Source organism: Streptomyces sp. RPA4-2 (assembly GCF_012273515.2).
In the GTDB taxonomy this organism is placed as follows: Bacteria; Actinomycetota; Actinomycetes; order Streptomycetales; family Streptomycetaceae; genus Streptomyces; species Streptomyces kaempferi.
In genome coordinates, this window is sequence record NZ_CP050975.2 from 6,056,189 (window position 1) to 6,081,574 (window position 25,386).

The 25,386-nt window shown below is 71.4% G+C and carries 20 protein-coding genes; 11 read left to right on the forward strand and 9 right to left on the reverse strand.

The window, feature by feature from the left end; genetic code table 11:
• Window positions 1–135: 135 nt before the first annotated feature.
• The 4 genes from HEP85_RS26675 to HEP85_RS26690 all read right to left on the reverse strand — a co-directional run bounded on the left by HEP85_RS26675 (window position 136) and on the right by HEP85_RS26690 (window position 6,918).
• Window positions 136–3,966 carry a multifunctional oxoglutarate decarboxylase/oxoglutarate dehydrogenase thiamine pyrophosphate-binding subunit/dihydrolipoyllysine-residue succinyltransferase subunit gene (locus HEP85_RS26675; protein WP_369657847.1) on the reverse strand — a complete coding sequence of 1,277 codons (3,831 nt, stop codon included), beginning with the start codon at window positions 3,964–3,966 and terminating at the stop codon, window positions 136–138.
• A 282-nt stretch (window positions 3,967–4,248) separates the two neighbouring features.
• Window positions 4,249–5,349, reverse strand: coding sequence for an ATP-binding protein (locus HEP85_RS26680; protein ID WP_168530194.1), 1,101 nt, complete (start codon window positions 5,347–5,349; stop codon window positions 4,249–4,251).
• 40 nt (window positions 5,350–5,389) lie between these two features.
• Entirely contained in the window at window positions 5,390–6,127 is a 738-nt protein-coding gene (locus HEP85_RS26685) for a response regulator transcription factor (protein ID WP_054236710.1), read from the reverse strand.
• 113 nt (window positions 6,128–6,240) lie between these two features.
• Window positions 6,241–6,918 (reverse strand): spermidine synthase, encoded by a 678-nt coding sequence (locus tag HEP85_RS26690; protein ID WP_168530195.1) that lies wholly within the window; start codon window positions 6,916–6,918, stop codon window positions 6,241–6,243.
• 186 nt (window positions 6,919–7,104) lie between these two features.
• Between HEP85_RS26690 and HEP85_RS26695 the strand changes: the two genes are divergently transcribed.
• From HEP85_RS26695 to HEP85_RS26705, 3 genes are all read left to right on the forward strand, one after another.
• Window positions 7,105–8,049, forward strand: a complete 945-nt coding sequence (locus HEP85_RS26695; RefSeq protein WP_369657848.1) for a rhomboid-like protein — start codon at window positions 7,105–7,107, stop codon at window positions 8,047–8,049.
• A 183-nt stretch (window positions 8,050–8,232) separates the two neighbouring features.
• On the forward strand, window positions 8,233–10,656 hold the full coding sequence (gene lon / locus HEP85_RS26700; RefSeq protein ID WP_168530196.1) for an endopeptidase La: 2,424 nt from the start codon (window positions 8,233–8,235) through the stop codon (window positions 10,654–10,656).
• 372 nt (window positions 10,657–11,028) lie between these two features.
• Window positions 11,029–11,520, forward strand: coding sequence for a MarR family winged helix-turn-helix transcriptional regulator (locus HEP85_RS26705; protein ID WP_168530197.1), 492 nt, complete (start codon window positions 11,029–11,031; stop codon window positions 11,518–11,520).
• Between the two features lie 284 nt (window positions 11,521–11,804).
• Here HEP85_RS26705 and HEP85_RS26710 read toward each other — a convergent pair whose 3' ends face one another.
• The gene (locus HEP85_RS26710; protein ID WP_168530198.1) at window positions 11,805–12,593 is read right to left on the reverse strand and encodes a protein phosphatase 2C domain-containing protein; all 789 of its coding nucleotides are present in this window, start codon (window positions 12,591–12,593) and stop codon (window positions 11,805–11,807) included.
• A gap of 521 nt (window positions 12,594–13,114) precedes the next feature.
• On the opposite strand from HEP85_RS26710, the gene HEP85_RS26715 reads away from it, so the two are divergent.
• The 7 genes from HEP85_RS26715 (at window position 13,115) to HEP85_RS26745 (ending at window position 20,520) form a co-directional block, all read left to right on the forward strand.
• Entirely contained in the window at window positions 13,115–15,106 is a 1,992-nt protein-coding gene (locus HEP85_RS26715) for a nitrate- and nitrite sensing domain-containing protein (RefSeq protein ID WP_369657849.1), read from the forward strand.
• Between the two features lie 402 nt (window positions 15,107–15,508).
• On the forward strand, window positions 15,509–15,874 hold the full coding sequence (locus HEP85_RS26720; protein ID WP_369657850.1) for a hypothetical protein: 366 nt from the start codon (window positions 15,509–15,511) through the stop codon (window positions 15,872–15,874).
• A complete protein-coding gene (locus tag HEP85_RS26725; RefSeq protein ID WP_168530199.1) occupies window positions 15,871–16,374 on the forward strand; it encodes a roadblock/LC7 domain-containing protein in 504 nt (167 codons plus the stop codon). Before HEP85_RS26720 ends, HEP85_RS26725 begins: the two co-directional genes overlap by 4 nt.
• On the forward strand, window positions 16,371–16,778 hold the full coding sequence (locus tag HEP85_RS26730; protein WP_168530200.1) for a DUF742 domain-containing protein: 408 nt from the start codon (window positions 16,371–16,373) through the stop codon (window positions 16,776–16,778). The genes HEP85_RS26725 and HEP85_RS26730 overlap by 4 nt, the downstream gene beginning before the upstream one ends.
• Window positions 16,779–16,815: 37 nt before the next feature.
• On the forward strand, window positions 16,816–17,439 hold the full coding sequence (locus tag HEP85_RS26735) for an ATP/GTP-binding protein (RefSeq protein WP_168534045.1): 624 nt from the start codon (window positions 16,816–16,818) through the stop codon (window positions 17,437–17,439).
• Between the two features lie 24 nt (window positions 17,440–17,463).
• On the forward strand, window positions 17,464–18,717 hold the full coding sequence (locus tag HEP85_RS26740; protein ID WP_168530201.1) for a styrene monooxygenase/indole monooxygenase family protein: 1,254 nt from the start codon (window positions 17,464–17,466) through the stop codon (window positions 18,715–18,717).
• Window positions 18,718–18,888: 171 nt separating this feature from the next.
• Window positions 18,889–20,520, forward strand: a complete 1,632-nt coding sequence (locus HEP85_RS26745; RefSeq protein ID WP_168530202.1) for a multicopper oxidase family protein — start codon at window positions 18,889–18,891, stop codon at window positions 20,518–20,520.
• A gap of 103 nt (window positions 20,521–20,623) precedes the next feature.
• Here HEP85_RS26745 and HEP85_RS26750 read toward each other — a convergent pair whose 3' ends face one another.
• The 4 genes from HEP85_RS26750 to HEP85_RS26765 all read right to left on the reverse strand — a co-directional run bounded on the left by HEP85_RS26750 (window position 20,624) and on the right by HEP85_RS26765 (window position 24,085).
• Window positions 20,624–21,772: an NlpC/P60 family protein gene (locus tag HEP85_RS26750; RefSeq protein ID WP_168530203.1), complete on the reverse strand. Its 1,149-nt coding sequence runs from the start codon at window positions 21,770–21,772 to the stop codon at window positions 20,624–20,626.
• 104 nt (window positions 21,773–21,876) lie between these two features.
• Entirely contained in the window at window positions 21,877–22,194 is a 318-nt protein-coding gene (locus HEP85_RS26755) for a hypothetical protein (protein ID WP_168530204.1), read from the reverse strand.
• Between the two features lie 105 nt (window positions 22,195–22,299).
• A complete protein-coding gene (locus tag HEP85_RS26760) occupies window positions 22,300–23,025 on the reverse strand; it encodes a TetR/AcrR family transcriptional regulator (protein WP_168530205.1) in 726 nt (241 codons plus the stop codon).
• 115 nt (window positions 23,026–23,140) lie between these two features.
• Entirely contained in the window at window positions 23,141–24,085 is a 945-nt protein-coding gene (locus tag HEP85_RS26765; RefSeq protein WP_168530206.1) for a diiron oxygenase, read from the reverse strand.
• A 138-nt stretch (window positions 24,086–24,223) separates the two neighbouring features.
• Between HEP85_RS26765 and HEP85_RS26770 the strand changes: the two genes are divergently transcribed.
• Entirely contained in the window at window positions 24,224–25,330 is a 1,107-nt protein-coding gene (locus tag HEP85_RS26770) for a ferritin-like domain-containing protein (RefSeq protein WP_168530207.1), read from the forward strand.
• The last annotated feature ends 56 nt before the right edge of the window (window positions 25,331–25,386 follow it).

Sequence of the window (25,386 nt, forward strand, 5' to 3'; positions counted from 1 at the left end):
GCTCCGGTCGGTGAAGGGGGTGAACGGGATGAACGGGATGAAAGGGATGGGAAAAAGGGGTGGGAGATGCCGCGGGCCCGGCCCCCCGAGAGGGAACCGGGCCCGCGACGACGTACGGGAGGCCGCGTTCGAGACCTAGGCCTCGAACACCTCGCGCACCAGCTGCTCCTGCTCGGCCTGGTGCCGCTTCGCCGAACCCACGGCCGGGGACGAGCCGGCCGGGCGGGAGATGCGGCGCAGCCGCTCGGCGCCCGGGATGTCGGCGCCGACGGCCAGGTCCAGGTGGTCGATCAGGTTGAGGGCGATGAAGGGCCACGCGCCCTGGTTCGCCGGCTCCTCCTGGGCCCACAGGTACTTCTCGGCGTTCGGGTACTTGGCGATCTCCGCCTGGAGCTCCGCACCCGCGAGGGGGTACAGGCGCTCGATGCGGATGATCGCCGTGTCCGTGACGCCGCGCTTCTGCCGCTCGGCCTCGAGGTCGTAGTACAGCTTGCCGGCGCAGAACACGACCCTGCGGACCGCCGCGGCCTCGACCGAGTCGTCGCCGATGACCGGGCGGAAGGCGCCGGTGGTGAACTCCTCCGCCTTCGAGGCGGCGGCCTTGAGGCGCAGCATCGACTTCGGGGTGAAGACGACCAGCGGCTTGTGGTGCGGGTTGTGCACCTGCCACCGCAGGAGGTGGAAGTAGTTCGACGGGAGCGTCGGCTGGGCGACCGTCATGTTGTTCTGGGCGCACAGCGCGAGGAAGCGCTCGATGCGGGCCGAGGAGTGGTCCGGGCCCTGGCCCTCGTAGCCGTGCGGCAGGAGCAGGGTGACGCCGGACGTCTGGCCCCACTTCTGCTCGGCGGCCGAGATGTACTCGTCGACGACCGTCTGCGCGCCGTTGACGAAGTCGCCGAACTGCGCCTCCCACATCACGAGGGCGTCCGGGCGGGCCAGCGAGTAGCCGTACTCGAAGCCCATGACCGCGTACTCGGAGAGCAGCGAGTCGTAGACGTTGTAGCGGGCCTGGTCGTCCGAGAGGTACTGGAGCGGGGTGAAGTCCTCGCCCGTGACCCGGTCGATCAGGACCGCGTGGCGCTGGCCGAAGGTGCCGCGGCGGGAGTCCTGGCCCGACAGCCGGACCGGGGTGCCCTCCAGGAGGAGGGAGCCGATGGCGAGGGTCTCGCCCATGCCCCAGTCGATCGTGCCGTCCTCGATCATCGCCGCCCGGCGCTGCAGCTGCGGCAGCAGACGCGGGTGGACGGTGACGTTGTCGGGGATGTTGACCTGGGACTCGGCGATCCGCTTGACGACCTCCTGGGAGACTGCGGTCTGCACGGCGACGGGGAACTGCGCCTGCGGGTCCGAGATCTGCACCTCCGCCCCCTGCGAGACGGCCTCGCGGACCTCGGTGAAGACCTTCTCCAGCTGGCCCTGGAAGTCCTGCAGCGCCTGCTCGGCCTCTTCGAGGGTGATGTCGCCGCGGCCGATGAGGGACTCGGTGTAGAGCTTGCGCACCGAGCGCTTCTTGTCGATCAGGTCGTACATCAGCGGCTGCGTGAACGCCGGGTTGTCGGACTCGTTGTGTCCGCGGCGGCGGTAGCAGATGAGGTCGATGACGACGTCCTTGTTGAACGCCTGGCGGAACTCGAAGGCCAGGCGGGCGACGCGGACGACGGCCTCGGGGTCGTCGCCGTTCACGTGGAAGATCGGCGCCTCGATCATGCGGGCCACGTCGGTGGCGTACATGGACGAGCGCGACGACTCCGGGGCGGCGGTGAAGCCGACCTGGTTGTTGATGACGATGTGCACCGTGCCGCCGGTGCGGTAGCCGCGCAGCTGCGACATGTTGAGGGTCTCGGCGACGACACCCTGGCCCGCGAAGGCCGCGTCACCGTGCAGGGCGACGGGCAGGACCGTGAAGTCCGTGCCGCCCTTGTTGATGATGTCCTGCTTGGCGCGGGCGATGCCCTCGATGACCGGGTCGACCGTCTCCAGGTGGGAGGGGTTCGCGGCCAGCGAGACCTTGATCTGCTCGCCGTCCAGGCCGGTGAAGGTGCCCTGGGCGCCCAGGTGGTACTTCACGTCGCCGGAGCCGTGCATCGACTTCGGGTCGAGGTTGCCCTCGAACTCGCGGAAGATCTGCGCGTACGACTTGCCGACGATGTTGGCGAGGACGTTCAGGCGGCCGCGGTGGGCCATGCCGATGACGACCTCGTCCAGGCGGGACTCCGCGGCGCTGTCGATGACGGCGTCGAGGAGCGGGATGACGGACTCGCCGCCCTCCAGGGAGAACCGCTTCTGGCCGACGTACTTGGTCTGCAGGAAGGTCTCGAAGGCCTCCGCCGCGTTCAGCCGGCGCAGGATGCGCAGCTGCTCCTCGCGCTCCGGCTTGGAGTGCGGGCGCTCGACGCGGTCCTGGATCCACTTGCGCTGCTTCGGGTCCTGGATGTGCATGAACTCGATGCCGGTGGTGCGGCAGTACGAGTCGCGCAGCACGCCGAGGATGTCGCGCAGCTTCATCATCGACTTGCCGGAGAAGCCGCCGACCGCGAACTCGCGCTCCAGGTCCCACAGGGTGAGACCGTGCTCGGTGATGTCGAGGTCGGGGTGCTTGCGCTGGCGGTACTCCAGCGGGTCGGTGTCGGCCATGACGTGGCCGCGGACCCGGTAGGAGTGGATCAGCTCGAAGACGCGGGCGGCCTTGGTGACGTCGTCGTCGTGGCTGGCGTCGATGTCCTTGAGCCAGCGGACCGGCTCGTAGGGGATGCGCAGCGCCTCGAAGATCTCGTCGAAGAAGCCGTTCTCGCCGAGGAGGAGGTTGGCGACGATGCGGAGGAACTCGCCGGAGGCGGCGCCCTGGATCACCCGGTGGTCGTAGGTCGACGTGAGCGTCATGACCTTCGAGATGCCGAGCTTGTTCAGGGTGTCCTGGGAGGTGCCCTGGAACTCCGCCGGGTAGTCCATGGAGCCGACGCCCATGATGACCGACTGGCCGGGCATCAGGCGGGGGACCGAGTGGACGGTGCCGAGGCCGCCGGGGTTGGTCAGGGAGACCGTGACGCCGGTGAAGTCGTCCATCGTCAGCTTGCCGTCGCGGGCGCGGCGGACGATGTCCTCGTAGGCCTGCCAGAACTCGAAGAAGTTCAGCGTCTCGGCCTTCTTGATGCCGGCGACGACGAGCTGGCGGTCACCGTTCGGCTTCACCAGGTCGATGGCGAGACCGAAGTTGACGTGCTCCGGCTTGACCAGGGTCGGCTTGCCGTCCTTCTCCGCGAAGGAGTGGTTCATGGTCGGCATGGCCTTGATGGCCTGCACCATCGCGTAGCCGATGAGGTGGGTGAAGGAGATCTTCCCGCCCCGGGCACGCTTCAGGTGGTTGTTGATGACGATGCGGTTGTCGAAGAGCAGCTTCACCGGGACCGCGCGCACGGATGTGGCCGTGGGCACCTCGATCGAGGCGTTCATGTTCTTCGCGACCGCGGCGGCGGGGCCGCGCAGCGTCACGAACTCGGGACCGGCAGGGGCCTCGGTCGCGGGCGCGGCCTTCGGCTTCGCGGCGGCCGGAGCGGCCTTCGCGGGAACCGGGGCCGGGGCAGCGGCAGGAGGCTTCGGCGCCGCGGGTGCGGCGGCCGGAGCGGGCGCCGGGGCCGCAGGAGCCGCCGGAGCGGCCTGGGCCGGAGCCTGGGGCGCCGCGGGCGCGGCAGGGGCTGCCGGCGCGGCAGGCGCGGACGCAGCTGCCGTGGTGGTGGTCCCTGCGGCCCCCGCGGCCGCAGTACCCGCCGGAGCCGAGGCGGCCGGAGCCCCTGGCTTGTAGTCGGCGAAGAAGTCCCACCAGGCTCGGTCTACCGAATTCGGGTCCTGGAGGTACTGCTGATAGATCTCGTCGACGAGCCACTCATTGGGACCGAACGCAGCGGCGGGGTTCTTCCCGGCTTGGTCTTCGGTCGAAGTGCTCGAGTTACTGGGGGACTGTGGCGACACGGCGGCAACCGCCCTCTTCCGCTTCACAAGGTGATGGACAGCGGGAATAAAGGCTACGCCTCCCTGGCCGGGAAGGTCAGGCCGGGCCCGTCCAACGTCGCGCAAGTCACATCGGAAAGCGTGTTTCGGTGAGGGAAATGGCGGGAAACAAGCGAGGTTCCGGACCGGAATGGGTACGTCGATTCCGGGTCGCGGCACGAGTCGCGCGGCCCTCTGCCTGATCACACGTGTCCACGAGCGACGGACGCGGATGGATCTTGTGGCTCCGGTTCGAACTTTACGTCAACTTGGCAGAGAGGGAAGGCCCGGAAGGGTGACCTGGATCCGGCAGCCCCGCTGGGATTCGGCCACGCCGATCCGGCCGCCGTGCAGATCGACCGCCCAGCGGGCGATGGCGAGCCCCAGGCCCGTACCGCCGTCGCTGCCGGGCCCGTGGGGCGCGGGCACCCCGCCCCGGTTGAACCGCTCGAAGACGCGGTGCCACTCCGACTGCGGAATGCCGGGGCCCTCGTCCAGGACCTCCAGCGCCAGCGACTCGGGGAGATCGCCCCGGCGGGCCTTGACGGTGACCCGGCCGTGCGGCGGGCTGTGCTTGACCGCGTTGTCGATGAGATTGGCGACGACCTGGTGGATGCGCTCCGGGTCGGCGTGCGCGGTCAGCTCCGGCGGCGAGACGTCGAGGTGCAGGTGGACGTCGGTGCGGGTGTGGTTGCCGGAGCCCGACGCGAGTCCCGCGCGCGCGGAGGCGACCATGTTGGCCTCCTTCAGTACGCCCGACAGGTACGGCCACACCTCGAAACGGCGCTTGCGCAGCGGTACGACGCCGTTGTCGAGCCGGGAGAGGTCCAGCAGCGTCTCGACCAGCCGGCCCAGCCGCTCCGTCTGCTTCAGGGCCGTACGCATCGTCTCGGGGTCGGCGGCGGAGACGCCGTCCACGACGTTCTCCAGGACCGCGCGCAGAGCCGCGATGGGGGTGCGCAGCTCGTGCGAGACGTTCGCCACGAGTTCCTTGCGCTGGCGGTCCTGGGCCTCCAGCTCGTCGGCCATGAGATTGATCGTCTGGGCCAGGTCGCCCAGCTCGTCGCGGCGGCTGTCGCTGACCCGGCGCGTGTAGTCGCCGTGCGAGATGGACCGGGCGACCGTGTTCATCTCGTCCAGCGGCGCGGTGAGCGAGTGCGCCACGAACTGTGTGATCAGGAGGGTGGCGATCATCGAGAAGACCGTGATGAAGCGCAGCTCCGTCTCGGTGCGCACCGCGATCATCAGCAGACCGGTGGTGATGAAGACCGAGACCACGACCAGCGTGCCCAGCTTCGTCTTGATCGAGAAGGGGCGCACGGAGCCCCAGGGCCCGGCGTTTCCGCGCTCTCCCGGTCCGCTCATGAGATCAGCCCCCTCAGACAGGTCCTCGCGCGGGCCCCGCTCAGGGAGTCGGGGTCTCCAGCGCATAGCCCACACCGTGCACGGTGCGGATCCGCTCGGCGCCGATCTTCCGGCGCAGCGCCTTGATGTGGCTGTCCACGGTCCGGGTTCCCGAAGCGTCCGCCCAGTCCCAGACCTCGGCCAGCAACTGCTCGCGGGAGAGTACCGCGCGCGGCGTGTTGGCGAGGCAGACCAGCAGGTCGAACTCGGTGGGGGTGAGGTGCACGTCCTCCGAGCGCACCCGCACCCGGCGCTGCGCGTGGTCGATCTCCAGCTCGCCGAGGCGCAGGATGCCGCTGCGCGGCGTCGAGGCCGCCACCACCGCCCGCTCGACCCGGCGCAGCAGGACGTGCACGCGCGCGGCCAGCTCCCGCATCGAGAACGGCTTGGTCATGTAGTCGTCGGCGCCCACGCCGAGACCGACCAGCATGTCGGTCTCGTCGTCGCGCGCGGTGAGCATCAGCACCGGTACCGGGCGCTGGGCCTGGACCCGCCGGCACACCTCCAGGCCGTCGAAGCCGGGCAGCATGATGTCGAGGATCAGCAGGTCCGGCTGCCAGGCCTCCGCCGTGTCGACGGCGGCCGGTCCGTCGCCCGCGGTTTGCACGAGGAACCCCTCGGCTCGCAGACGGGCCGCGATGGCGTCGACGATCGTCGGGTCGTCCTCGACCACCAGCACCCGGCGCTGAGCGCCCGGCGTCGCCGCCGTGCCGTTGTGGGATGTGTGGGTCTGCTCCATCGCCCGCCCCTGATGTGTGCTTTCCGGAATCCGTGGGGTGATCCCATGACTGCGCTTGACGCTTGAATGATCCGCGCCAGGGGAGCAGCGTAAGGGCAGTCGGCTGCGCTCGGCTATCCAGGCCCTGTCGCGAGGTGGACGACGTCCGGAACGCCCCGGGCAACCGGGATCTCTTCGGTACGCACCCGTCGGAATCCGGCATTCCGCAAGCTTCCTTCAAATTCCGGAGAGGGCCGGGCGGACCATACGGCGAGCACTCCGCCGGGCCTCAACACCCGCGCGCAGTCCGCGAGTCCGGCCGGTCCGTACAGGCTGTCGTTGTCCTCCGTGACGGTCCAGTCGGGGCCGTTGTCGATGTCCAGGCAGAGCGCGTCGTACGTGGCGGATGTCTCACGTAGGTGAGTGGACAGATCGGCCTCCACGATCTCGGTGCGCGGATCGGCGAACGCCCGCGCGGAGAGCCCGGCCAGCGGACCGTCACGGTGCCAGTCGACGATGGCCCGCTCGCGTTCGACGACGCTGATGCGCCCCCAGCGCCGGTCCGCCGCCGCGTGGGCGAGCGAGAACCCGACGCCGAGTCCGCCGATCAGGAGGTCCGGCTCCGGGCGTCCGTCGAGGGCGTCGTACGCGGCGTCGACGAGCAGCCGCTCCGAGCGGCCGTCCGAGGTGTCCATCAGGAAGCATCCGTTGGCGATGATCTGCAGCAGTGCGCCGTGGCGCCGCAACACGACCTCGCCGTACGGGCCTTCCCTGCGGTCGATGACTACGGGGGTGTCGTACGGAGCCGTCATGGCTCCCATCCTGGCAGTCCGCCCGGACGCGCGGCGGGAACGATCCCCGGGCGCGGGGTCCTCCCTACATATGGACCGCATACGCGGATGCGGGCTTGCTGTGAATCCCCCCGCGGGTGGCGTCGGTCATAGACAGTGGCGCGTGGGACACCCAAGGGTGGGTGGGGACGGAAGGAGCCCTCCACCTTGGACCGGAGCACGACCGCGGCGGCCACCACCTCCCCGTCGGACGCCACGCCCGAGAACGCGGAAGCCGGCACGTCCGTGCTGGACGGCATGCCGCGACAGCGCGGCGACGCGGTCACGGAGACATCCGCACCCCGCCCGCCCGCCTCTCGCGCCCGCACCCGTGCCCTCGCCCGCGCCCGGACAAGCGCGCTGCGGCCCTGGCGGCTGCTCCCCACCCCCACCGGCACGCCCTTCACCTTCGGGTACGCGGCGGTCCTCGCCGTCGTGTCGGTGACCGCGGACCACGCGGCCCCCTCCCTCGTCCACGCCCTCCAGCAGGGCTCCAGCACGGACGTGGCGCACCTCGCGCGCCATCCGGTGCTGGTGCTGCTGGCCAGCGCGCTGTGGATCGCGGGCGGGGTCGCGTCGATGTACGCGGCCGGGTTCGTGCTCGTACTGACCGCGCTGGAGCGGCGCATAGGCGGACTGCGGGCGGCGGGTGTCTTCCTGCTCGGCCATGTCGTGGCCACGCTGGCCACCGAGGTGCCCGTCGGCCTGTCGGTGCTGGCCGGACACCTTCCCGGCAGTTCCCTGCACCGTCTCGACTACGGCATCAGCTTCGGTGTCGCCGCGAGCGTCGGTGCCCTCGCCGGGCTGCTGACGCCGTGGCTGCGCTGGCCGCTGCTGATCGGCTTCGCGGGGGTGCTGGCCGGCGACCTGATCGCGTTCCGGGACCCGATGACCGACTGGGGACACCTGCTGTCCCTGGCGGTCGGGGTCTCGACCTGGCCGCTGATACGGCGCCGGCACCGGGCCGGCGCGGACGGGCGCGGGGGCCGCGACACGGCCGACCCCGCCGTCCGGGCCGCCCAGGCGCCCGGCACCCTCGCCGCCCAGGACCTGACCGTCGCCCCCAGGAGCCCCGCGGGAACAGGGCGCGGCGCGCGGGGGTTCTTGCGGTAAGCCCCGGCCGGGAGCACTCCCGGCCGCCCCATCGGCGCGTCGAGGACCGCGCTGACCTGTGCGGATTCCCGTAGCCCCGGGGGTGGCCGAGTGATCGCTCAGAGCGAACAGGCCCGGGGGAACAATCGGGGGCTCACGTGCATTGAGTCGATGTAGCTCAACTTGACTGCCGGAGGGAAGATCATGGCTTCGACGTCCACATCGCTCACCCTGCCCGTGCTGCCGCTCGACGACGAGGTCGTGCTGCCCGGGATGGTGGTTCCGCTGGACCTGAACGACGCCGATGTGCGTGCCGCGGTGGAGGCTGCCCAGGCCGCCGCGCGGTCGGAGCCCGGCAAGCCGCGGGTGCTGCTGGTGCCACGCATCGACGGGGCGTACCCGAGCACCGGTGTGCTCGGCACCGTCGAGCAGGTCGGCCGGCTGGCCGACGGCGACCCGGGCGCGCTGATCCGCGGCCGTGGACGCGTGAAGATCGGTGCCGGGACGACCGGTCCCGGTGCCGCACTGTGGGTCGAGGGCACCCAGGTCGACGAGACCGTGCCCGACCCGTTGCCCGGTCATGTCACCGAACTGGTCAAGGAGTACAAGGCCCTCGCCACCAGCTGGCTGCGCAAGCGCGCCGCCTGGCAGGTCGTGGACCGCGTACAGGCCATCGACGACGTGTCCGCGCTCGCCGACAACTCCGGTTACTCCCCGTTCCTGAGCACCGAGCAGAAGGTCACGCTGCTGGAGACCGCCGACCCGGTGGCCCGGCTGAAGCTCGCCACCGAGCAGCTGCGTGAGCACCTCGCCGAGCAGGACGTCGCCGAGTCCATCGCCAAGGACGTCCAGGAGGGCGTCGACAAGCAGCAGCGCGAGTTCCTGCTGCGGCGCCAGCTGGAAGCGGTCCGCAAGGAGCTGCGCGAGCTGAACGGCGACGCCAAGGAGGGCGAGGAGTCGGACGACTACCGGACCCGCGTCGAGGCCGCCGACCTTCCCGAGAAGGTCCGCGAGGCCGCCCTCAAGGAGGTCGACAAGCTGGAGCGGTCCAGTGACCAGTCGCCCGAGGGCTCCTGGATCCGCACCTGGCTCGACACGGTGCTGGAACTGCCGTGGAACGAACGGACCGACGACACCGGCGCGTACGACATCCAGGGCGCCAAGGCCGTCCTGGACGCCGAGCACGCCGGACTCGACGACGTGAAGGAACGCATCACCGAGTACCTCGCCGTGCGCAAGCGGCGTTCCGAGCGCGGGCTCGGCGTGGTCGGCGGGCGGCGCGGCGGTGCCGTGCTCGCGCTGGTCGGACCGCCCGGCGTCGGCAAGACCTCGCTCGGCGAGTCCGTCGCGCACGCGATGGGCCGGAAGTTCGTCCGGGTCGCCCTCGGCGGCGTCCGGGACGAGGCCGAGATCCGCGGCCACCGGCGTACCTACGTCGGCGCCCTGCCCGGCCGTATCGTCCGCGCCATCAAGGAGGCCGGGTCCATGAACCCGGTGGTCCTGCTGGACGAGATCGACAAGGTGGGCTCCGACTTCCGGGGCGACCCGGCCGCGGCCCTGCTGGAGGTCCTCGACCCCGCGCAGAACCACACCTTCCGGGACCACTACCTGGAGGTCGAGCTCGACCTGAGCGACGTGGTGTTCCTGGCGACGGCCAACGTGCTCGAAGCCATCCCGGAGGCCCTGCTCGACCGTATGGAGCTGGTCAGGCTCGACGGGTACACCGAGGACGAGAAGGTCGTCATCGCCCGTGACCACCTGCTGCAGCGGCAGCTGGAGCGGGCGGGTCTGGCGAAGGACGAGGTCACGCTCGACGAGAGCGCGCTGCGCAAGCTCGCCGGGGAGTACACCCGGGAAGCGGGCGTCCGCAACCTGGAGCGGGCCGTCGCCCGGCTGCTCCGCAAGATCGCGGCGCAGCATGAACTCGGCGAGCGGGAGCTGCCGTTCACGGTGACCGACGCCGATCTGCGCGGGTTGCTCGGACGGCCGCACCACGTGCCCGAGTCGGCCCAGGACCCGGCCGAGCGCCGTACCGCGGTGCCCGGTGTCGCCACCGGTCTGGCCGTCACGGGCGCGGGCGGTGACGTCCTCTACGTGGAGGCGTCGCTCGCCGACCCGGAGACGGGCGCGGCGGGTCTGACCCTGACCGGTCAGCTGGGTGACGTGATGAAGGAGTCGGCGCAGATCGCGCTGAGCTTCCTGCGGTCGCACGGAGCCGAGCTGGAACTGCCGGTCGGCGATCTGAAGGACCGGGGCGTGCACATCCACTTCCCGGCGGGCGCCGTCCCCAAGGACGGTCCGAGCGCGGGCGTGACCATGACGACGGCCCTCGCGTCGCTGCTCAGCGGGCGGCCGGTCCGTACGGACGTGGCGATGACCGGTGAGGTCTCGCTGACCGGCCGGGTGCTGCCGATCGGCGGCGTCAAGCAGAAGCTGCTGGCCGCCCACCGGGCCGGGGTGACGACGGTCGTGATCCCGAAGCGCAACGAGCCCGACCTGGACGACGTCCCCGCGGAGGTCCTGGAGAAGCTCGACGTGCACGCCGTGACGGACGTCCGGCAGGTGCTGGAGCTGGCGCTGACCCCGGCGACCAGCGGTGCGACCCCGGAGGTGCCGGTGGCGGCGTGACGGACGCCGCCGGTCCGTCCGGACGGGGAAGGCCCGGGCCCGTGAGGGAGCCCGGGCGTTCCCCTGTCCGGGCGCTCATCCGTTGGCGAGCGCCTGCGGCCGGTCGTGCGCGCTGCTCTGGGTCCTGCCGTAGCAGGCGCCGCCGTACGGGTTCCACTCGATGTCGAGCACGCCCGAGGCCTTCGTCGACCTATTGATGGCGTGCCCATGCCAGTATCTGTCCGTCGAAGAAGCTGGGCGCGGGGAAGGCCGCGGGGAAGAGGGCCCGGAGGCTGCCGTTGGCCTATGCCTGCGAAATACTGGCGGAGCTGCGACAACGGCGACTTTTGGCAGAGACTTTCAGGATCGGGAAACCGGGTCAGGGGTGCTGACGTGCACGAGGGCGCAAACGGCGACGGACGTCGTGTCGAATCCGAGGCGTCGGAAAATGGTGTGGACCAGGAATTCCCGGCACTGGAGCGGGAGTTGACCGTTTTCCTGCGACGCGCCCGCGCCAATTCCGGTGAGATGGCCCGCGAGGTCCACCCGGATCTGGAGTCCTCGGCGTACGGGCTCCTCTTCCGTCTGGAGGAGTGCGGCCGCCAGCGCGCCACGGAGCTGGCCGCCTACATCGGGGTCGGCAAGGCCACGATGTCCCGTCAGCTCCGCGCTCTGGAGGAGCTCGGCCTCGTCGCCCGCGAGCCCGACCCGGCCGACGGCCGCGCCTGGCTCGTCCACCTCACCGACGGGGGCCGGGACCGCTTCCGCCGGGTCCGGGAGGCACGACGGGCACGGTACGTCCGCGAGCTCGTCGGCTGGGACCCGCACGAGGTCGCCGAACTCGCCCGGCTGCTGCACCAGCTGAACCAGGGCATGGAGAAGTAGGCCCCGGTCGCTCCGCGGCCGGACCAGCCCATCGCGGGTGCCGCGGTGCTCCACGGCTCCGCCCTCGTCTCGGGGGACGGGGGACGGGGGACCCCGGCGCCCCGTGGCTGCGGGGCTCCCTGGCGTCTCACCGCTGTGGGGCTCCCCGGCGTCTCGTGCCTGTGGGCATGCTGGCGTCTCGTGGCTGTGGGACCCCTGGCGTCTCGCGACCGTGGGCCCCGGCGCCGTCCGTTGCGCCGCGCGGAGGACGGACGGTCGCCCGCCCCCGTGCGCGGCGCCCCCGTTCAGTACTCCACGAACACCACCGTCGCGTCGTCGTGCGTCTTGCTCCGGCGCAGCCGCACCCGGTTCTCCGCGTCGTCGCGCTCCAGCGTCCGTACGCGGTCGACGAGCGCCTGCCCGCCCTCCTTGCGGAGCAGCGTGAACAGCTCGCTCCAGTCGCCCTCCCCGAACTTCTCGACCCAGCGGGTCGCGCCGTCCGTGAGAGCGGCCAGCGCGCGCACCTCCGCACGCGGCAGCACGCCCGTCACGGCCCGTGCCGCCACCGACGGATCCGCGGCGGCCGTGAAGAAGCCCCCCTCCTTGTTGCGGACCGTCGCGTCGGCGATCGCGTCCGTGGCGAGCCAGGCGCGCGGGACGAGGTCGAGGCGGCCGTCCAGGACCGGTGTCACCTCCCCGGCGGGGGACTCCAGCAGCAGGGCCGAGTCCGACAGGACCAGGTACTCGACCAGTTCGGCGGACCACCGCGCGACCACCACGGTTGCCTGCGGCGTACGCGGGTGAGAAAGGTCACAGGAGCCGGCGTGGGCCTCGGCGGTGCGCCGGATCGCCAGGGAAAGGACCTCCGGCAGGGGGAGATCCCGTCGGGAAACGGACAGTTCGGTCAGGGATCCGCCGAGCCGTGCCGAGAACCAGGCAACGGAATGAAGACATCCGTCGTCACCCGGTGGAGGCGTCACGCCGTCGAGGAGGACCAGTGAACCCCCCTGTCCCGAGGCCGGGAGCCCGACCGATGCGAAGTCCTCATTGGGGCGGCCCGGGTCGCCCGGTTCGGAAACGAGTTCGGTGCGCATCCAGCCAGTCTGCACGAGCTCTTCACAAGGTCCACGAAAGGCTGGCAACGGTCGCCGAACGGGTACGGACCCGCAGCTCAGCCGCCTGGTTTGGCATGGAATGATCGACTCCGGGAACGCGTGGCGGCGAATACTGCCAAAGCCCGCCGCCGACGTCCAACCGGCCCGCCGCGCAAGGGGGGCGCACGCGCCAGAGGAACTTGCCCGCCAACTCCCGTCCGGGGTTCACTCCTTCGGGTGGCGGGTCAGATGATGCGGGACCACTGCCCACCGGCACTGGGAGGGTCGGGAGCCGATGGGGGGTACCCCCTGCTCATGCCGAGTCGAAGGCGTGCGGAGGGCGGACACCTTCATTGACGGAGCGTCACCCGGGCCCTTGGGTACACGAGTCAGGAATGCGAGCACCGGTGCAGAAGATGCGGTCTCGGCGCACAGGCAGGCAGTCGGCCCCCGAGGGGGGCGCGGAACGCACGCCGGGGGCCGCGGGGGACACCTCCGCGGGCAAAGGCCGCGCCGCTCACGTGCGTAACCGGCTGATCGTCGCCGTGGCGGTCGTCGCGGCCGCCATCGCCGGCGCCGGAGCCCCCACGGTCATGGCGGCCTCGGAGCAGCTCAACGACTCCCAGAACCTGGTGACGCTCGCGCAGCGGACCCAGGAGGCGCTGACGCTCGCCCACGCGCTGGCCGACGAGCGCGACGACGTCACCACGTACATCGCCGCGGGGCGCCCCAAGTCCAAGGCCCCTTCCGAGCAGCGCAGCGCCCGGGTCGACCGGCAGGTCACGGAGCTGCGGGCGGACGAGGACGCGTCGCCCGTGCTGCTGACCGACCTGGACGGCATCGGCGCGGTCCGCAGAGCGGCGCTCACCGGCAACAGCGGCGCTCTCGAGACCCACGAGGCCTACTCCGCCGTCATCACCGGACTGCACGGGCTCGCCGAGGACCTGGCCGAGCGGCTGCCGCCCCGGGCCGGCCCCGGCGCGCACTCCCTCGCCGAACTCGACTCCGCCGTCCAGCAGTCCGCCGCCGCCCGCGGGCTGCTCCTGGCCGCTCTCGACATCCCGCGCACCACCCGGACGGTCATCGACCCGCTCACCGGTCTGCCGACCACCACGAGCAGCTCGTCGGCCGCCGGCGCCAAGCAGCGCGACGCGCTCAGCGCCGCCGCCCAGCAGGCCCGGCTGCGCTCGGACGCGGCCCTCGCCGACTTCCGCGAGACCGCGCCCAAGGCCGCCAAGACCTCCTACGACTCGACGGTCACCGGACCGGACGTCACCACCGCCGACAAGTACCTCGCCCGCCTCACCGACCAGCCGACGTTCTCCGACGGCGAGCTCGACACCAGCGCGAAGAAGGCGGACGCCGCGCTCTCCGCGCGGGTCGAGCTGATGCGCGGCGCGGAGGCCTCCCTCTACGAGCACCGCACCAAGGGCCTCGAACTGCTGCGGGACGACGACGTCACCGCGCTGGAGGTCCGGATCGCCCTGATCGGCGCCCTGCTGCTGGTCGCGGTCGGCGTCTCGATGGCGATGGCCCGCACGCTCACCCGCCCGCTGGCCGTGCTGCGGATCGGATCGGCCCGCCTCGCCGCCGACCCGGCGGCCGGGGAACCGGTCAGGTTCACCGGCCGCAACGACGAGTTCGCCCAGGTCGTCCGCTCCGTCAACGCGCTGCACGCGCACGCCGCGGGGCTGCACGAGCGGCTCACACCTCTCGAGGCGGACCGCAAGCACCTCGTCGGGCAGCGCCGGCTGATGGCCGACGAACGCGACCGGCTGCGGGCCGAACTCGCGCAGGCCGCTTCCCACTTGGAGCAGGTGCGCGGCACCATCCACGGAACCTTCGTCAACCTCGCGCTGCGCACCCTCGGCCTGGTCGAGCGGCAACTCGGTGTCATCGAGGGGCTGGAGGAGCGCGAGCAGGACCCGGAGCGGCTGGGCACGCTCTTCAAGCTGGACCACTTCGCCACCGTGATGCGGCGCCACAGCGAGAACCTGCTGGTCCTCGCCGGGCACGAGCACGTCCAGCACCACACGGGCCCGGTCCCGCTCGTCGACGTCGTGCGCGCCGCGGTCAGCGAGATCGAGCGGTACGAGCGGGTCCGTATCGCCGCCCTGCCGCCGCACGCCCACCTCGCCGGCTACGCCGCGGACGACCTCTCGCACCTGCTGGCCGAACTCATGGAGAACGCCTCGTCGTTCTCGCCGCCCGACCTCCCCGTCGAGGTCTCCGGCTGGCTCCTGGAGAGCGGCGAGGTCATGCTCTCCGTGCAGGACGAGGGCATCGGCATGGCGGCCGAGCGGATGACCCAGCTCAACGCCCGCCTCTCCGCGTTCGACCCGGACGACGCGTACGACCAGGAGAGCGGCGAGGGACTCGGGCTCGGCCTGTACGTGGTGGCGCGGCTCGCCCACCGGCACGGCGTACGCGTACAGCTGCGCGAGCAGAAGCAGGGCGGGACCGCCGCGGTGGTCGTCCTCCCGAAGACGCTGCTGTCCGCGTCCCCAGCCTAAGCACGGTCCCCTCGACCGCCCCCGTTCCGGGCGCCGCCCCCACGGTGACCCTTCCGGGGGCCGCCGCCGAGGTCAACTCCAATGTCCTGCGCGGACGTTCGGCCCTCAGGTAAGCCGTTCCCGCCGCCGCGGCCGGGGACGAGGACCCCTTGATAGCCGCGGCGGAGGAGGCCGTACGGGACGCAGGGGCGCAGGACGCGCCCGTACCCGGTCCGTCGGCTTCCGAGACCACGATGGTCCTGGCGCCGGTGCCACCGGTAGACGCGCCGGTACCGCCGTCACGCGGCCCGGTACCGCCGTCACGCGGCCCGGTCACGCGGACGGACGGACCGATGGCGAGCGGACGGACCGACGGCGGCGGACGGACCCCGCGCAGCCGCGGCGGCCCCCGCCCCGCCCACCGTGCCCTCCCCCCGGCCCGCCACCGACCCGTACACCATCGGACCCGACGTCCACGACCGCGCACCGGACGACGAGTCGGAGCGGGTCACCGACAAGGGCCTGCCCAAGCGCACACCGAAGATCTCCGCCCCCGCGCCTGCCCCCCGGGCGCGTGCCGGCGGGGTGGACGCCGAGGCGCTGCGGCGCAGACTGGGCGGCTTCCACCGGGGTGCGACGGAGGGCCGCCGCGACGTCGAGGCGGAGATCTCCGAACAGACGGCACAGACACGCACCCCCGGCGCGCCGGACGGCCCGGCCACCGCACCGCACCGGGCACCGGACGCAGTAGACGCATCGGGGGGCACAGTCGAGGAGGCAAGCAGTTGACCGCGCCCAGTACCTTCGGCCTGAGCAGCGAAGCCCGCAATCTGCACTGGCTGCTGACCAACCTCGTCGAGGAGGTGCCGGGACTCCTGTCGGTCGCGGTCGTCTCCTCCGACGGTCTGCTGCTGCTCTCCTCCGACCCCGGCAGGAACGCGGAGGCCCGCACCGGGACGGAGCAGCGCCCCACCGGCCCCAAGGGGTCCGCCGCGGACCTCGCCACCATCGTCTCCGGCATCGGCAGCCTGACCATCGGCGCCGCGAAGCTGATGGAGGCGGGCGGCGTCAAACAGACCATGGTCGCGATGGACGACGGCAGTCTCTTCGTGATGTCGATCAGCGACGGTTCGCTGCTCGGTGTGCACGGCGCCCCCGACTGCGACATGAGCGTGGTGGCCTACCACATGGCGCTCTTCGTCGGTCGCGCCGGCCACGTACTGACCCCCGAACTCCGCAGTGAACTGCGCCAGTCACTAGAAGCCAAGCCGACGGGGAGTGCCCAGTGAGTTCTTCCTCCGCACCCAAGCTCCCCATACGCGGCAGCGACCGCAAACCCGCCCGGGTCCGCCCCTACTCGCTCACCGGCGGCCGGACCCGCTTCGGGCACGTGCTGCTCGTCGAGACCTTCGTGGCGGCGCTCGAAGCCCCCGAGGAGCGCCGGGAACTGACCAACGGGTCGCTCGAGACCCGGGTGATGCCCGAGATGCGGGCCATCGTCGAACTCTGCCGCCGGATGCGTACGGTGGCCGAGATCGCCGCCCTCCTCAGGATGCCGCTGGGCGTGGTCCGCGTGCTCCTGAGCGACCTGGCGGACCAGGGAAAGATCCGTGTGTACGGAACAGGTCACGGCCCGGGACAGCCGGACCGCGCTCTGCTGGAAAGGGTGCTGAATGGACTCCGTCGTCTCTGAGGGCGCGCCGCGAACCGCCTTCCCCGCCACGGCCCCGATGCCGCTCGCCCCGGTGCCGCTGCCCGGGCCGGAGTCCGACGAGAACCTCCAGGCCTGGCAGACGGACCGCAGCCGCGCCCCGATCGCCACCAAGATCGTCGTGGCGGGCGGTTTCGGCGTGGGCAAGACCACGCTGGTCACGGCGGTCTCCGAGATCACGCCCCTCCAGACGGAGGCGCTGATGACCCAGGCCAGCGAGGACACCGACGACCTCAGCGCGACACCGGAGAAACTGACCACCACGGTGGCCATGGACTTCGGCCGCATCACGCTCGACGACGACCTGGTGCTCTACCTCTTCGGCACACCGGGGCAGCAGCGCTTCTGGTTCATGTGGGACGACCTGGTGCGCGGCGCGATCGGCGCGGTGGTCCTGGCCGACACCCGCCGCCTCAAGGACTGTTTCCCGGCACTCGACTACTTCGAGAGCTGCGGACTTCCCTACGTCGTCGCGGTCAACCACTTCGACGGCAGCGAGCCGTTCGACGCCGCCGACGTGCGTGAGGCCCTCACGGTGCCTCCACACATACCTGTCATGATCATGGATGCCAGGCGTCGGATCTCGGTCGTCGAGACGCTCCTCGCGCTGGTGGGGCACGCGCTCGACGCGAGCCCCGAATAAGACGTACGCAGAGTAAGGACGCCCATGCGGAAGATACTCGTCGTCGGAGCCGGCCAGTCCGGACTCCAGCTCGCCCTCGGCCTCCAGTCGAACGGGTACGAGGTCACCCTGATGTCGAACCGGACGGCGGACGAGATCCGTACGGGCCGGGTCATGTCGACGCAGTGCATGTTCCACACGGCACTCCAGCACGAGCGCGATCTCCAGCTGAACTTCTGGGAGTCCCAGGCCCCGAGGATCGAGGGTCTCGGCGTCTCGGTCGCCGCGCCCGGCTCCTTCGACCCGGGCCCCTCGCAGCGCGCGATCGACTGGGTCGGCAGGCTCGACGGCTACGCCCAGTCGGTCGACCAGCGGGTGAAGATGGCCGGCTGGATGGAGACGTTCGCCCAGCGCGGCGGCCAGCTGGTGATACACGGCGCGGCGGTCTCCGACCTCGACTACTTCGCCCGTACGTACGACCTCGTACTGGTCTCCGCGGGCAAGGGCGAACTGGTGTCCATGTTCGGCCGGGACGCCTCCCGTTCCCCGTACGCGCAGCCGCAGCGGGCCCTCGCCGTCGCCTATGTGCACGGTCTCGGTCCGCGCCCGGAGCACCCGGACCACGACGCGGTCCGCTGCAACCTGGTCCCCGGTGTCGGCGAGCTCTTCGTCATGCCGACGCTCACCACCTCCGGCCGCGCGGACATCCTCTTCTGGGAGGGCGTGCCCGGCGGCCCGGCCGACGTCTTCAACGGCGTCAAGGACCCGGCCGAGCACCTCTCCCTGACGCTGGAGCTGATGGAGCGGTTCGTGCCGTGGGAGTACGCGCGCGCCACCAAGGTCGAACTGACCGACGCCAACGCGACGCTGTCCGGCCGTTACGCCCCCACCGTCCGCAACCCGGTCGGCCGACTCCCCGGCGGCGGCCTGGTCCTGGGCGTCGCCGACGTGGTCGTGGCGAACGACCCGATCACCGGCCAGGGCTCCAACTCCGCCTCGAAGTGCGCGGCGGCGTACCTCGGCTCGATCCTGGAGCACGGCGAGAAGGAGTTCGACGAGGCCTGGATGCGCTCCACCTTCGACCGTTACTGGGACACCGCCCAGCACGTGACGAAGTGGACGAACGCCATGCTGGGCGTCCCGCCGGAGCACGTCCTCAAGCTGATCGGCGCCGGCACCCAACTCGAGCCGGTCGCTCACCGCTTCGCCAACGGGTTCGACAACCCGGCGGACTTCGAGAACTTCTTCTATGAGCCGGAGAAGACGGAGGCGTACCTCGCCTCGCTCGCGGGGGTCTGAGCCCCGTCCCGGTGTGGGCCGAGCGTGCTCGGCCGCGCGGTTCCCGGCGCTCCTCCGAGGAGCGCCGGCGCCTGCGAGGGCCCGGGAAGTAACGATTCTTCACCACCCTGGTGACAGGACACGCCGCTCCAGTTCTCGCACACATGCGGACAAGACGTGTGTTATTCATCCATGCACACATATAAGCGGCGCACCGTGCTGGGTGCCTCGATCGTGGCCGTCGGCTCGGGAGTCCTGGCGGGCTGCTCCGGCTCCGACTCGGGGTCCGGCCCGCAGTCGGGGGCCGGAGCCGCCGGCAACGCGGGCGGCGGTGGCTTCGTACCCAGGGGACCCGGCGGCTTCGTGAACCCCTCCGATCCCGAGGTCCTCGCCGCCGAGCGCAGACGCGGCACCGGCCCCGTCCGGGAGTTCCGGCTCACCGCCGCCGAGACCTCCCTCGACCTGGGCGGACGCACCGTCAGGTCATGGGCGTACGGCGACGCGCTGCCCGGCAAGGAGGTCCGGGTCACCAAGGGCGACATCCTCGCCCTCACGGTCGCCAACCACCTGCCGGTGGAGACGACGCTGCACTCGCACGGGGTCCGGATGCGGTGCGACATGGACGGCGTGCCGGGACTGACCCAGAACTCCATCAAGCCCGGCGCGGACTTCACCTACCGCTTCGCCATGGCGCACGCGGGCACCTACTGGCTGCACTCGCACTCCGGCATGCAACTCGACCGGGGCCTGTACGCGCCCCTGATCGTCGAGGACCCCAGGGAACCCCTGTCCTACGACCAGGAGTGGGTCGTCGTCCTGGACGACTGGGTGGACGGCGTGGGCGGCTCCACCCCGGAGGGAGTGCTCTCCCAGCTGCGCGGCGGCAGGGGCGCGCCGATGGACATGGGGGAGGGCGGCGCGCACAGCGGGTCCGGCCACGACGCGGCGGGCGGCGCGCAGTCGTCGGGCCATGACCACTCCACCGGCCCCTCGCGCATCCTGCGGGGCTCGCACAGTCGCATCCTGCGCAGCGAGGGCGGCAACGTCGACTACCCGTACTACCTGGTCAACGGCCGTATCCCGCAGGCTCCCTCGGTCTTCCGGGCCCGCCCGGGGGACCGCATCCGGCTGCGGATCATCAACGCCGGGGGCGACACGGCCTTCCGGGTGGCGCTGGGCGGCCACCGGATGACGGTGACCCACACGGACGGCTACCCGGTCGAGCACAAGACGACGGACGCGCTGCTGATCGGCATGGCCGAACGCTACGACGTGCTGATCACCGCCAAGGACGGGATGTTCCCGCTGGTCGCGCTGGCCGAGGGCAAGAACGCCCGGGCCCTGGCGGTCCTGCGCACCTCCAGCGGGACCCTGCCCCAGCCCGCCGTGCACCCGCGCGAGCTCGACGGCGAGGTGGTCCCGGCCCGACGGCTGCGGCCGCACGAGTCCGTGGCGCTCAACGACTCCGGTCCGGACCGCCGGCTGCGCGTCAAGCTGACCGGCAGCATGAGGAGGTTCGACTGGGCCTTCGACCACGAGCCGTACTCCCTGGAACGCCGTCATCCGATCCGCGAGGGCGAACGGATCCGCCTGTCCCTCATCAACGCCACCAACATGTGGCACCCCCTGCATCTGCACGGCCACACGTTCGCCCTCACCGGCCTCGGCGCGGTCGGAGCACGCAAGGACACCGCCGTGGTCCTGCCGCACCGCAAGATCGTCGTCGACTTCTACGCCGACAACCCGGGACTGTGGATGCTCCACTGCCACAACCAGTACCACTCCGAGTCCGGCATGATGACCCTCCTCGGCTATCGCAGGTGAGAGCCGGATGCCGCGCCCTGCCGGGCGGACGACGCGCCCCCGCCGGGCGGGACGACGCGCTCCCGCCGGGCAGGCCGCGCTCCACAGGGCAGGACGACGGCCCCTACCGGGTGCTCCCGTCCAGCCCGTCGTCCGCCCTCGATGGCGGCGCCGGCGGTGCGTACTGCCCGTCGGGCTTCCCGGCGGGGTCCGGCCGTACGGCGCCCAGGACCGGGTTGGCGGCGATCGGTGAGATCTTGATCTTCGTCCCGGGCCGCGGCGCCTGCACCACCAAGCCGTCCCCCATGTACATGGCGACATGTGTGGCCTCGGGGAAGTAGACGACCAGGTCACCGGGGCGCAGCTCGGTCAGCGGGATCCGGGGCAGCCGCGCCCACTGCTCCTGGCTGGTGCGCGGAATGGGCTGCCCGGCGTGGTCCCAGGCCTGTGAGGTGAGCCCCGAACAGTCGTACGCCCCGGGTCCCGTGGCACCCCATCGGTACGGCTTCCCGAGCTGCTTCACGGCGTACTCCACCGCCTCCCGGCCCTCCGGCGAGGGGGCCCGTACGCTGCTCAGCGCCCCGGACGTCACCAGTTTCCGCTGGGCCGCCTCCGTCCCCCGCTTCTCCAGCGCGTCGAGTTCGGCGAGCTGCCCCGCGGTGAGCGAGGCGAGCAGTTTCTCGACGTCCTTCAGCCGCTCGCGGACCGCGTCGCGCTCCTTCTTCTGCCGTGCGGCGAGGGTGAGCTGACCGTCCAGGGCCTTGCGCGCCCGCCGTGCCAGCCCCTCGGTGTGCCGCTCGCTCCCGGCCAGCCGGTCCATGGCCTTGACCCGCTCCCGGGACAGCCGCCTGATCACCTGTCCCTCGTCCAGCGCGCGCTGCGGATCGCGGGTGAGCAGCAGCCGTAGGTACGAGGAGATCCCGCTGCTGCTCTGGTACTGCTGCCGGGCCAGCCGCCCCGCCGCGCCGCGGCTGTCGTGCAGGGAGAGGCGGGCGCCGACGAGTCTCGCGTCGAGCCGGGCGACCTCGGTCCGCTGTCTCCCGAGCTTCTCCACGGTCGCGTTGTACGTCTCGGTGGCGCGCTCGGCCTCCCGGTAGCGCTGCTGGAGGTTCGTCAGCAACCGCGCCGTGGACCGCACTTCGGGACCGCCCGCGCCGGCCCCCGCGGACGCCGAGGGCCCGGGGTCCGGGGCGGCCACGGCGGGTACGGGCGCGAGCAGCGCCCCGGTCGCCACCGCGACCGTACAGACCAGGCGCAGGATGCGTCCTGACACTTCATCACCTCCGGTGCGGCGGTGGTACGTCCACCTCGCACCGGTCAGGATCGGGCGCGCGCGTCCCGCGTGCGCGCCCGGTGAGCCGGTTCGGCCCAAGAAGGTCACTCGTCGGCGTGGGACTCCGGCGTGGCGTCGCCGCCCCTGGCGCGCGGCCCGGACCAGGGCCACTTCGGTCCGCCGGGCGCGCGGCCCGCGCCGCCCTCGGGGTCGAACGCGTACTTCCATCCCTGGTGCAGCCCCAGGCGCCTGCTCCGGCCCGCCTGGACGCGGCGGTAGACGAGGACGGTCGGGGGGCCGCCGGCCGCGTCCGGTACCGGTACGCGGTACACCTTCGGCGGGTGTCCGGTCAGACCGAGCAGGACGGGCAGCACACGCCCGTCCAGCGGGCCTCCCTCGAAGGGGGTGTCTTGGCTCTTCACCGCACCAGTGTCACAAACGCGCCGCCCGGTGGCGCTCATCGCAGGTCAGTGCCGGTCGGTGCCGGGCAGTTTCAGTCGGTGTCAGTCAGTGCCGGGCGGTGCTGGTCACAGGAGTCGCGCCGCGCCGTCGAGCAGCGGGACGACCCGCCGGGCCAGCACCCCCACCGCACCCTCCGGCGCCTCCAGGGCGAGCGCCGCACGCACGACGTCGGCGGTCTGCGGATCGCGTCCCGCGCTCGCCACCAGCATCGCCACGAACTGCTCCACCAGCCAGTCCCGCAGCTCGTCCAGCGGCGGTTCCTTGCCCCCGTCGAGCCAGCTGAGCGACGCGCCCTCGACGGCGGTGATCCACATCCGTACGGTCATCCGCAGCCGGGGCCCCGGATCCCGCACGGCGAGATGGTCGACGATGTGGTCGGCGGCGGCCCGCCGCACCCCGTCCACTATGGCGGTCGTCCTGGACGTCTCGACGACGCTGCCGCCCTGCAGCAGCGCGCTGAAGCCCGCGTCGTGCTGGTCGACGAAGGCGAGATAGCGGTCAAGGGCCCGCGACAGCCGTTCGCTCAGCGACCCCTGCGGCGGCTCCGCGAAGCAGTGCTCCAGCTCCTCCGCGGCGGAGCGCAGCGCGGCCTCGTACAGCTGCTGCTTGCCGCCCGGGAAGTACCGGTACACGAGGGGCCGCGACACCCCCGCGGCCTCCGCCACGTCGTCCAGCGAGACCTCCTCGGGGGCCCGGTGCGCGAAGAGGGTCAGCGCCGCCTCGAGGAGCTGCGAACGCCGCTCCTCGACGCTCAGCCGGCGGTATGCGGGGGTGGGGGCCGCGGAGGTCATGTCGGCAGCGTAACCCGTGTGTTCGCCCCCGCCGCCCCTGCTCGCACCCGTCCGGCGGGGCTCGGTCCGTGACCTCGTTCCGGGCCCCGCGAGGGACACCGGCGTGGCGCCCCCCTCAGGCCAGCAGCCCAGAGGCCTTCCACAGCCGCCGTCCGACGCCCCGCAGTACGCCGATGTCGTCCAGGAAGTCGGTCAGGCGTTTCGCCCCGGTCTGCATCACCTCGCGCCGGTGTCCGCTCGCCCGCACCTGCGCCACGGCCTCGCGCCGGTCCAGACCGACGTTCGTGTAGACCTCGGGATTGACGAAGGCGACGGAGAAGACACGGGCGAACTCGCCGGAGGTGACGCGGGTGAACTCCTGGGACCAGCGTGGCGCGGTCACCATCTGGCGCCGCAGCTCCTCCCGCGCGTACCGCACGTGCCGGGCCTCCTCGACCACGTGGATGCGGGTGACGCCGCGCACCAGGGTCTGCACCCGCTCGTCGGGGAAGGTCAGCCGCTGCATCCAGTCCAGGATCTCCTCGCCGAGCAGTGTCGCGGTGAAGGAGCCGGGGGTGGTCGAGATGGTCTTGAAGAGCCGCCCGAGATTCAGATGGGCGCGGCTGACCGGGTAGTGCGGTGTGCCGCCGCGCGAGATCAGCCGGGCGAACATCTTCGAGTGCCGGCACTCGTCCTCGATCTCGGTGAGCGCGTACCGCACGTGCGCGCTCGTGGCCGCCTTGTCGTAGATGTGACGCACCAGCAGCTGCATCAGGATGATCTCGAACCAGATCCCGAGGGAGGCGAGCGCCGCCGCCTCGTGCTGCGAGAGCAGGATGCGCTGCTCCTCGCCCATCCGCTTCCACAGCGGGGTGTCGTAGAGCGAGACCAGCTCGGGCGGCCAGAACCACTTGCCCTCCTCGAAGGGCGCGTCCCAGTCCAGCTCCTTGTCCGGGTCGAAGGAGTGCTTGGCGGAAGAGGCGAGCAGCCGTTCGGCCACTTGTTCACGGTCCTTGAGCAAGCCGAGCGCGTCGCGGAGCCCGGCGAGCTCGTCGAGTCCGTCTTCCGTCACCGTCGTCATGACTGTTCCCACCTCGTCGTACGGGATCTTCAGGGGTTACCGGCGGTCACTTCTTATGAGACTGCCCGTCAGCAAGCTCGTCAATCCCCTGTGCGCGACTTGTTGACGACGCGTCTACCCCGTGTGAGCCTGCCGGGTATGCCGACGCACGAGCTGTACGCCAAGGACCCGGGAGACCCCCTCTGGCAGATACCGGCCTCGGGGGCAGCACGCTTCAGCTGGGAGTACGACGACGGTCGCGCCCGGCTTCTCGCCCTGTACCAGAAGGGCAAGGACAAACAGTGGGACGGACAGCGGCGGATCGACTGGGACATCGAGGTCGATCCGTACGATCCGCTCGGCACCCCCGACGAGGCGATGACCCTGTACGGGACACCGCACTGGGCGAAGATGACCGACCGGGACATGGGTGAACTGCGCCGGCACTACACCGCCTGGCAGTTCAGCCAGTTCCTGCACGGCGAGCAGGGCGCGATGGTGTGCGCGGCGCGCATCGTGGAGTCCGTCCCCGATCTCGACGCGAAGCTCTACTCGGCCACCCAGACCATGGACGAGGCCCGGCACGCGGAGATCTACGGCCGCTTCCTGCACGAGAAGATCGGAATGCTCTACCCGGTCAACGACCACCTGCGGTCCCTGCTCGGCGACACCCTCCGCGACTCCCGCTGGGACATGCCCTACCTCGGGATGCAGGTCCTGATCGAGGGCCTGGCGCTGGCGGCCTTCGGCATGATCCGCGACACCACGGACAAGCCCCTCCCCAAGCAGATCCTCGCGTACGTGATGCAGGACGAGGCCCGCCATGTCGCCTTCGGCCGCATGGCGCTGCGCGACTACTACCGGCAGCTCTCCGACGCTGAACTGCGCGAACGCGAGGAGTTCGTCATCGAGGGCTGCCACCTGATGCGGGACCGGCTGCGCGGCGTCGAGGTGCTCGAGAACTTCGGCGTCCCCAGGGCCGAGGCCGAGGTGTACAGCGAGCAGTCCGAATTCCTGCACCTCTTCCGCCGGCTGCTCTTCAGCCGCATCGTCCCCTGCGTCAAGGACATCGGCCTGTGGGGCGAGCGCCTCCAGCAGGCGTACGTCGACATGGGCGTCCTCGAGATGGGCGACTCCAGCCTCGACCTGCTGATGGCCCAGGACGAGGAGATCGCGGAGCGGCTGGACGCGGGGCGGTTCGCGGCGGAGGAGCGGGCGCGCGTGGCCGAGGTCGAGGAGATGATCGAGGAGGGCGCGGACTCCTGAGGGCGGGGGCGCGAACCGCGTGCGGCGGCCCACCGGGGGGTGTCCGAACCGTGCGC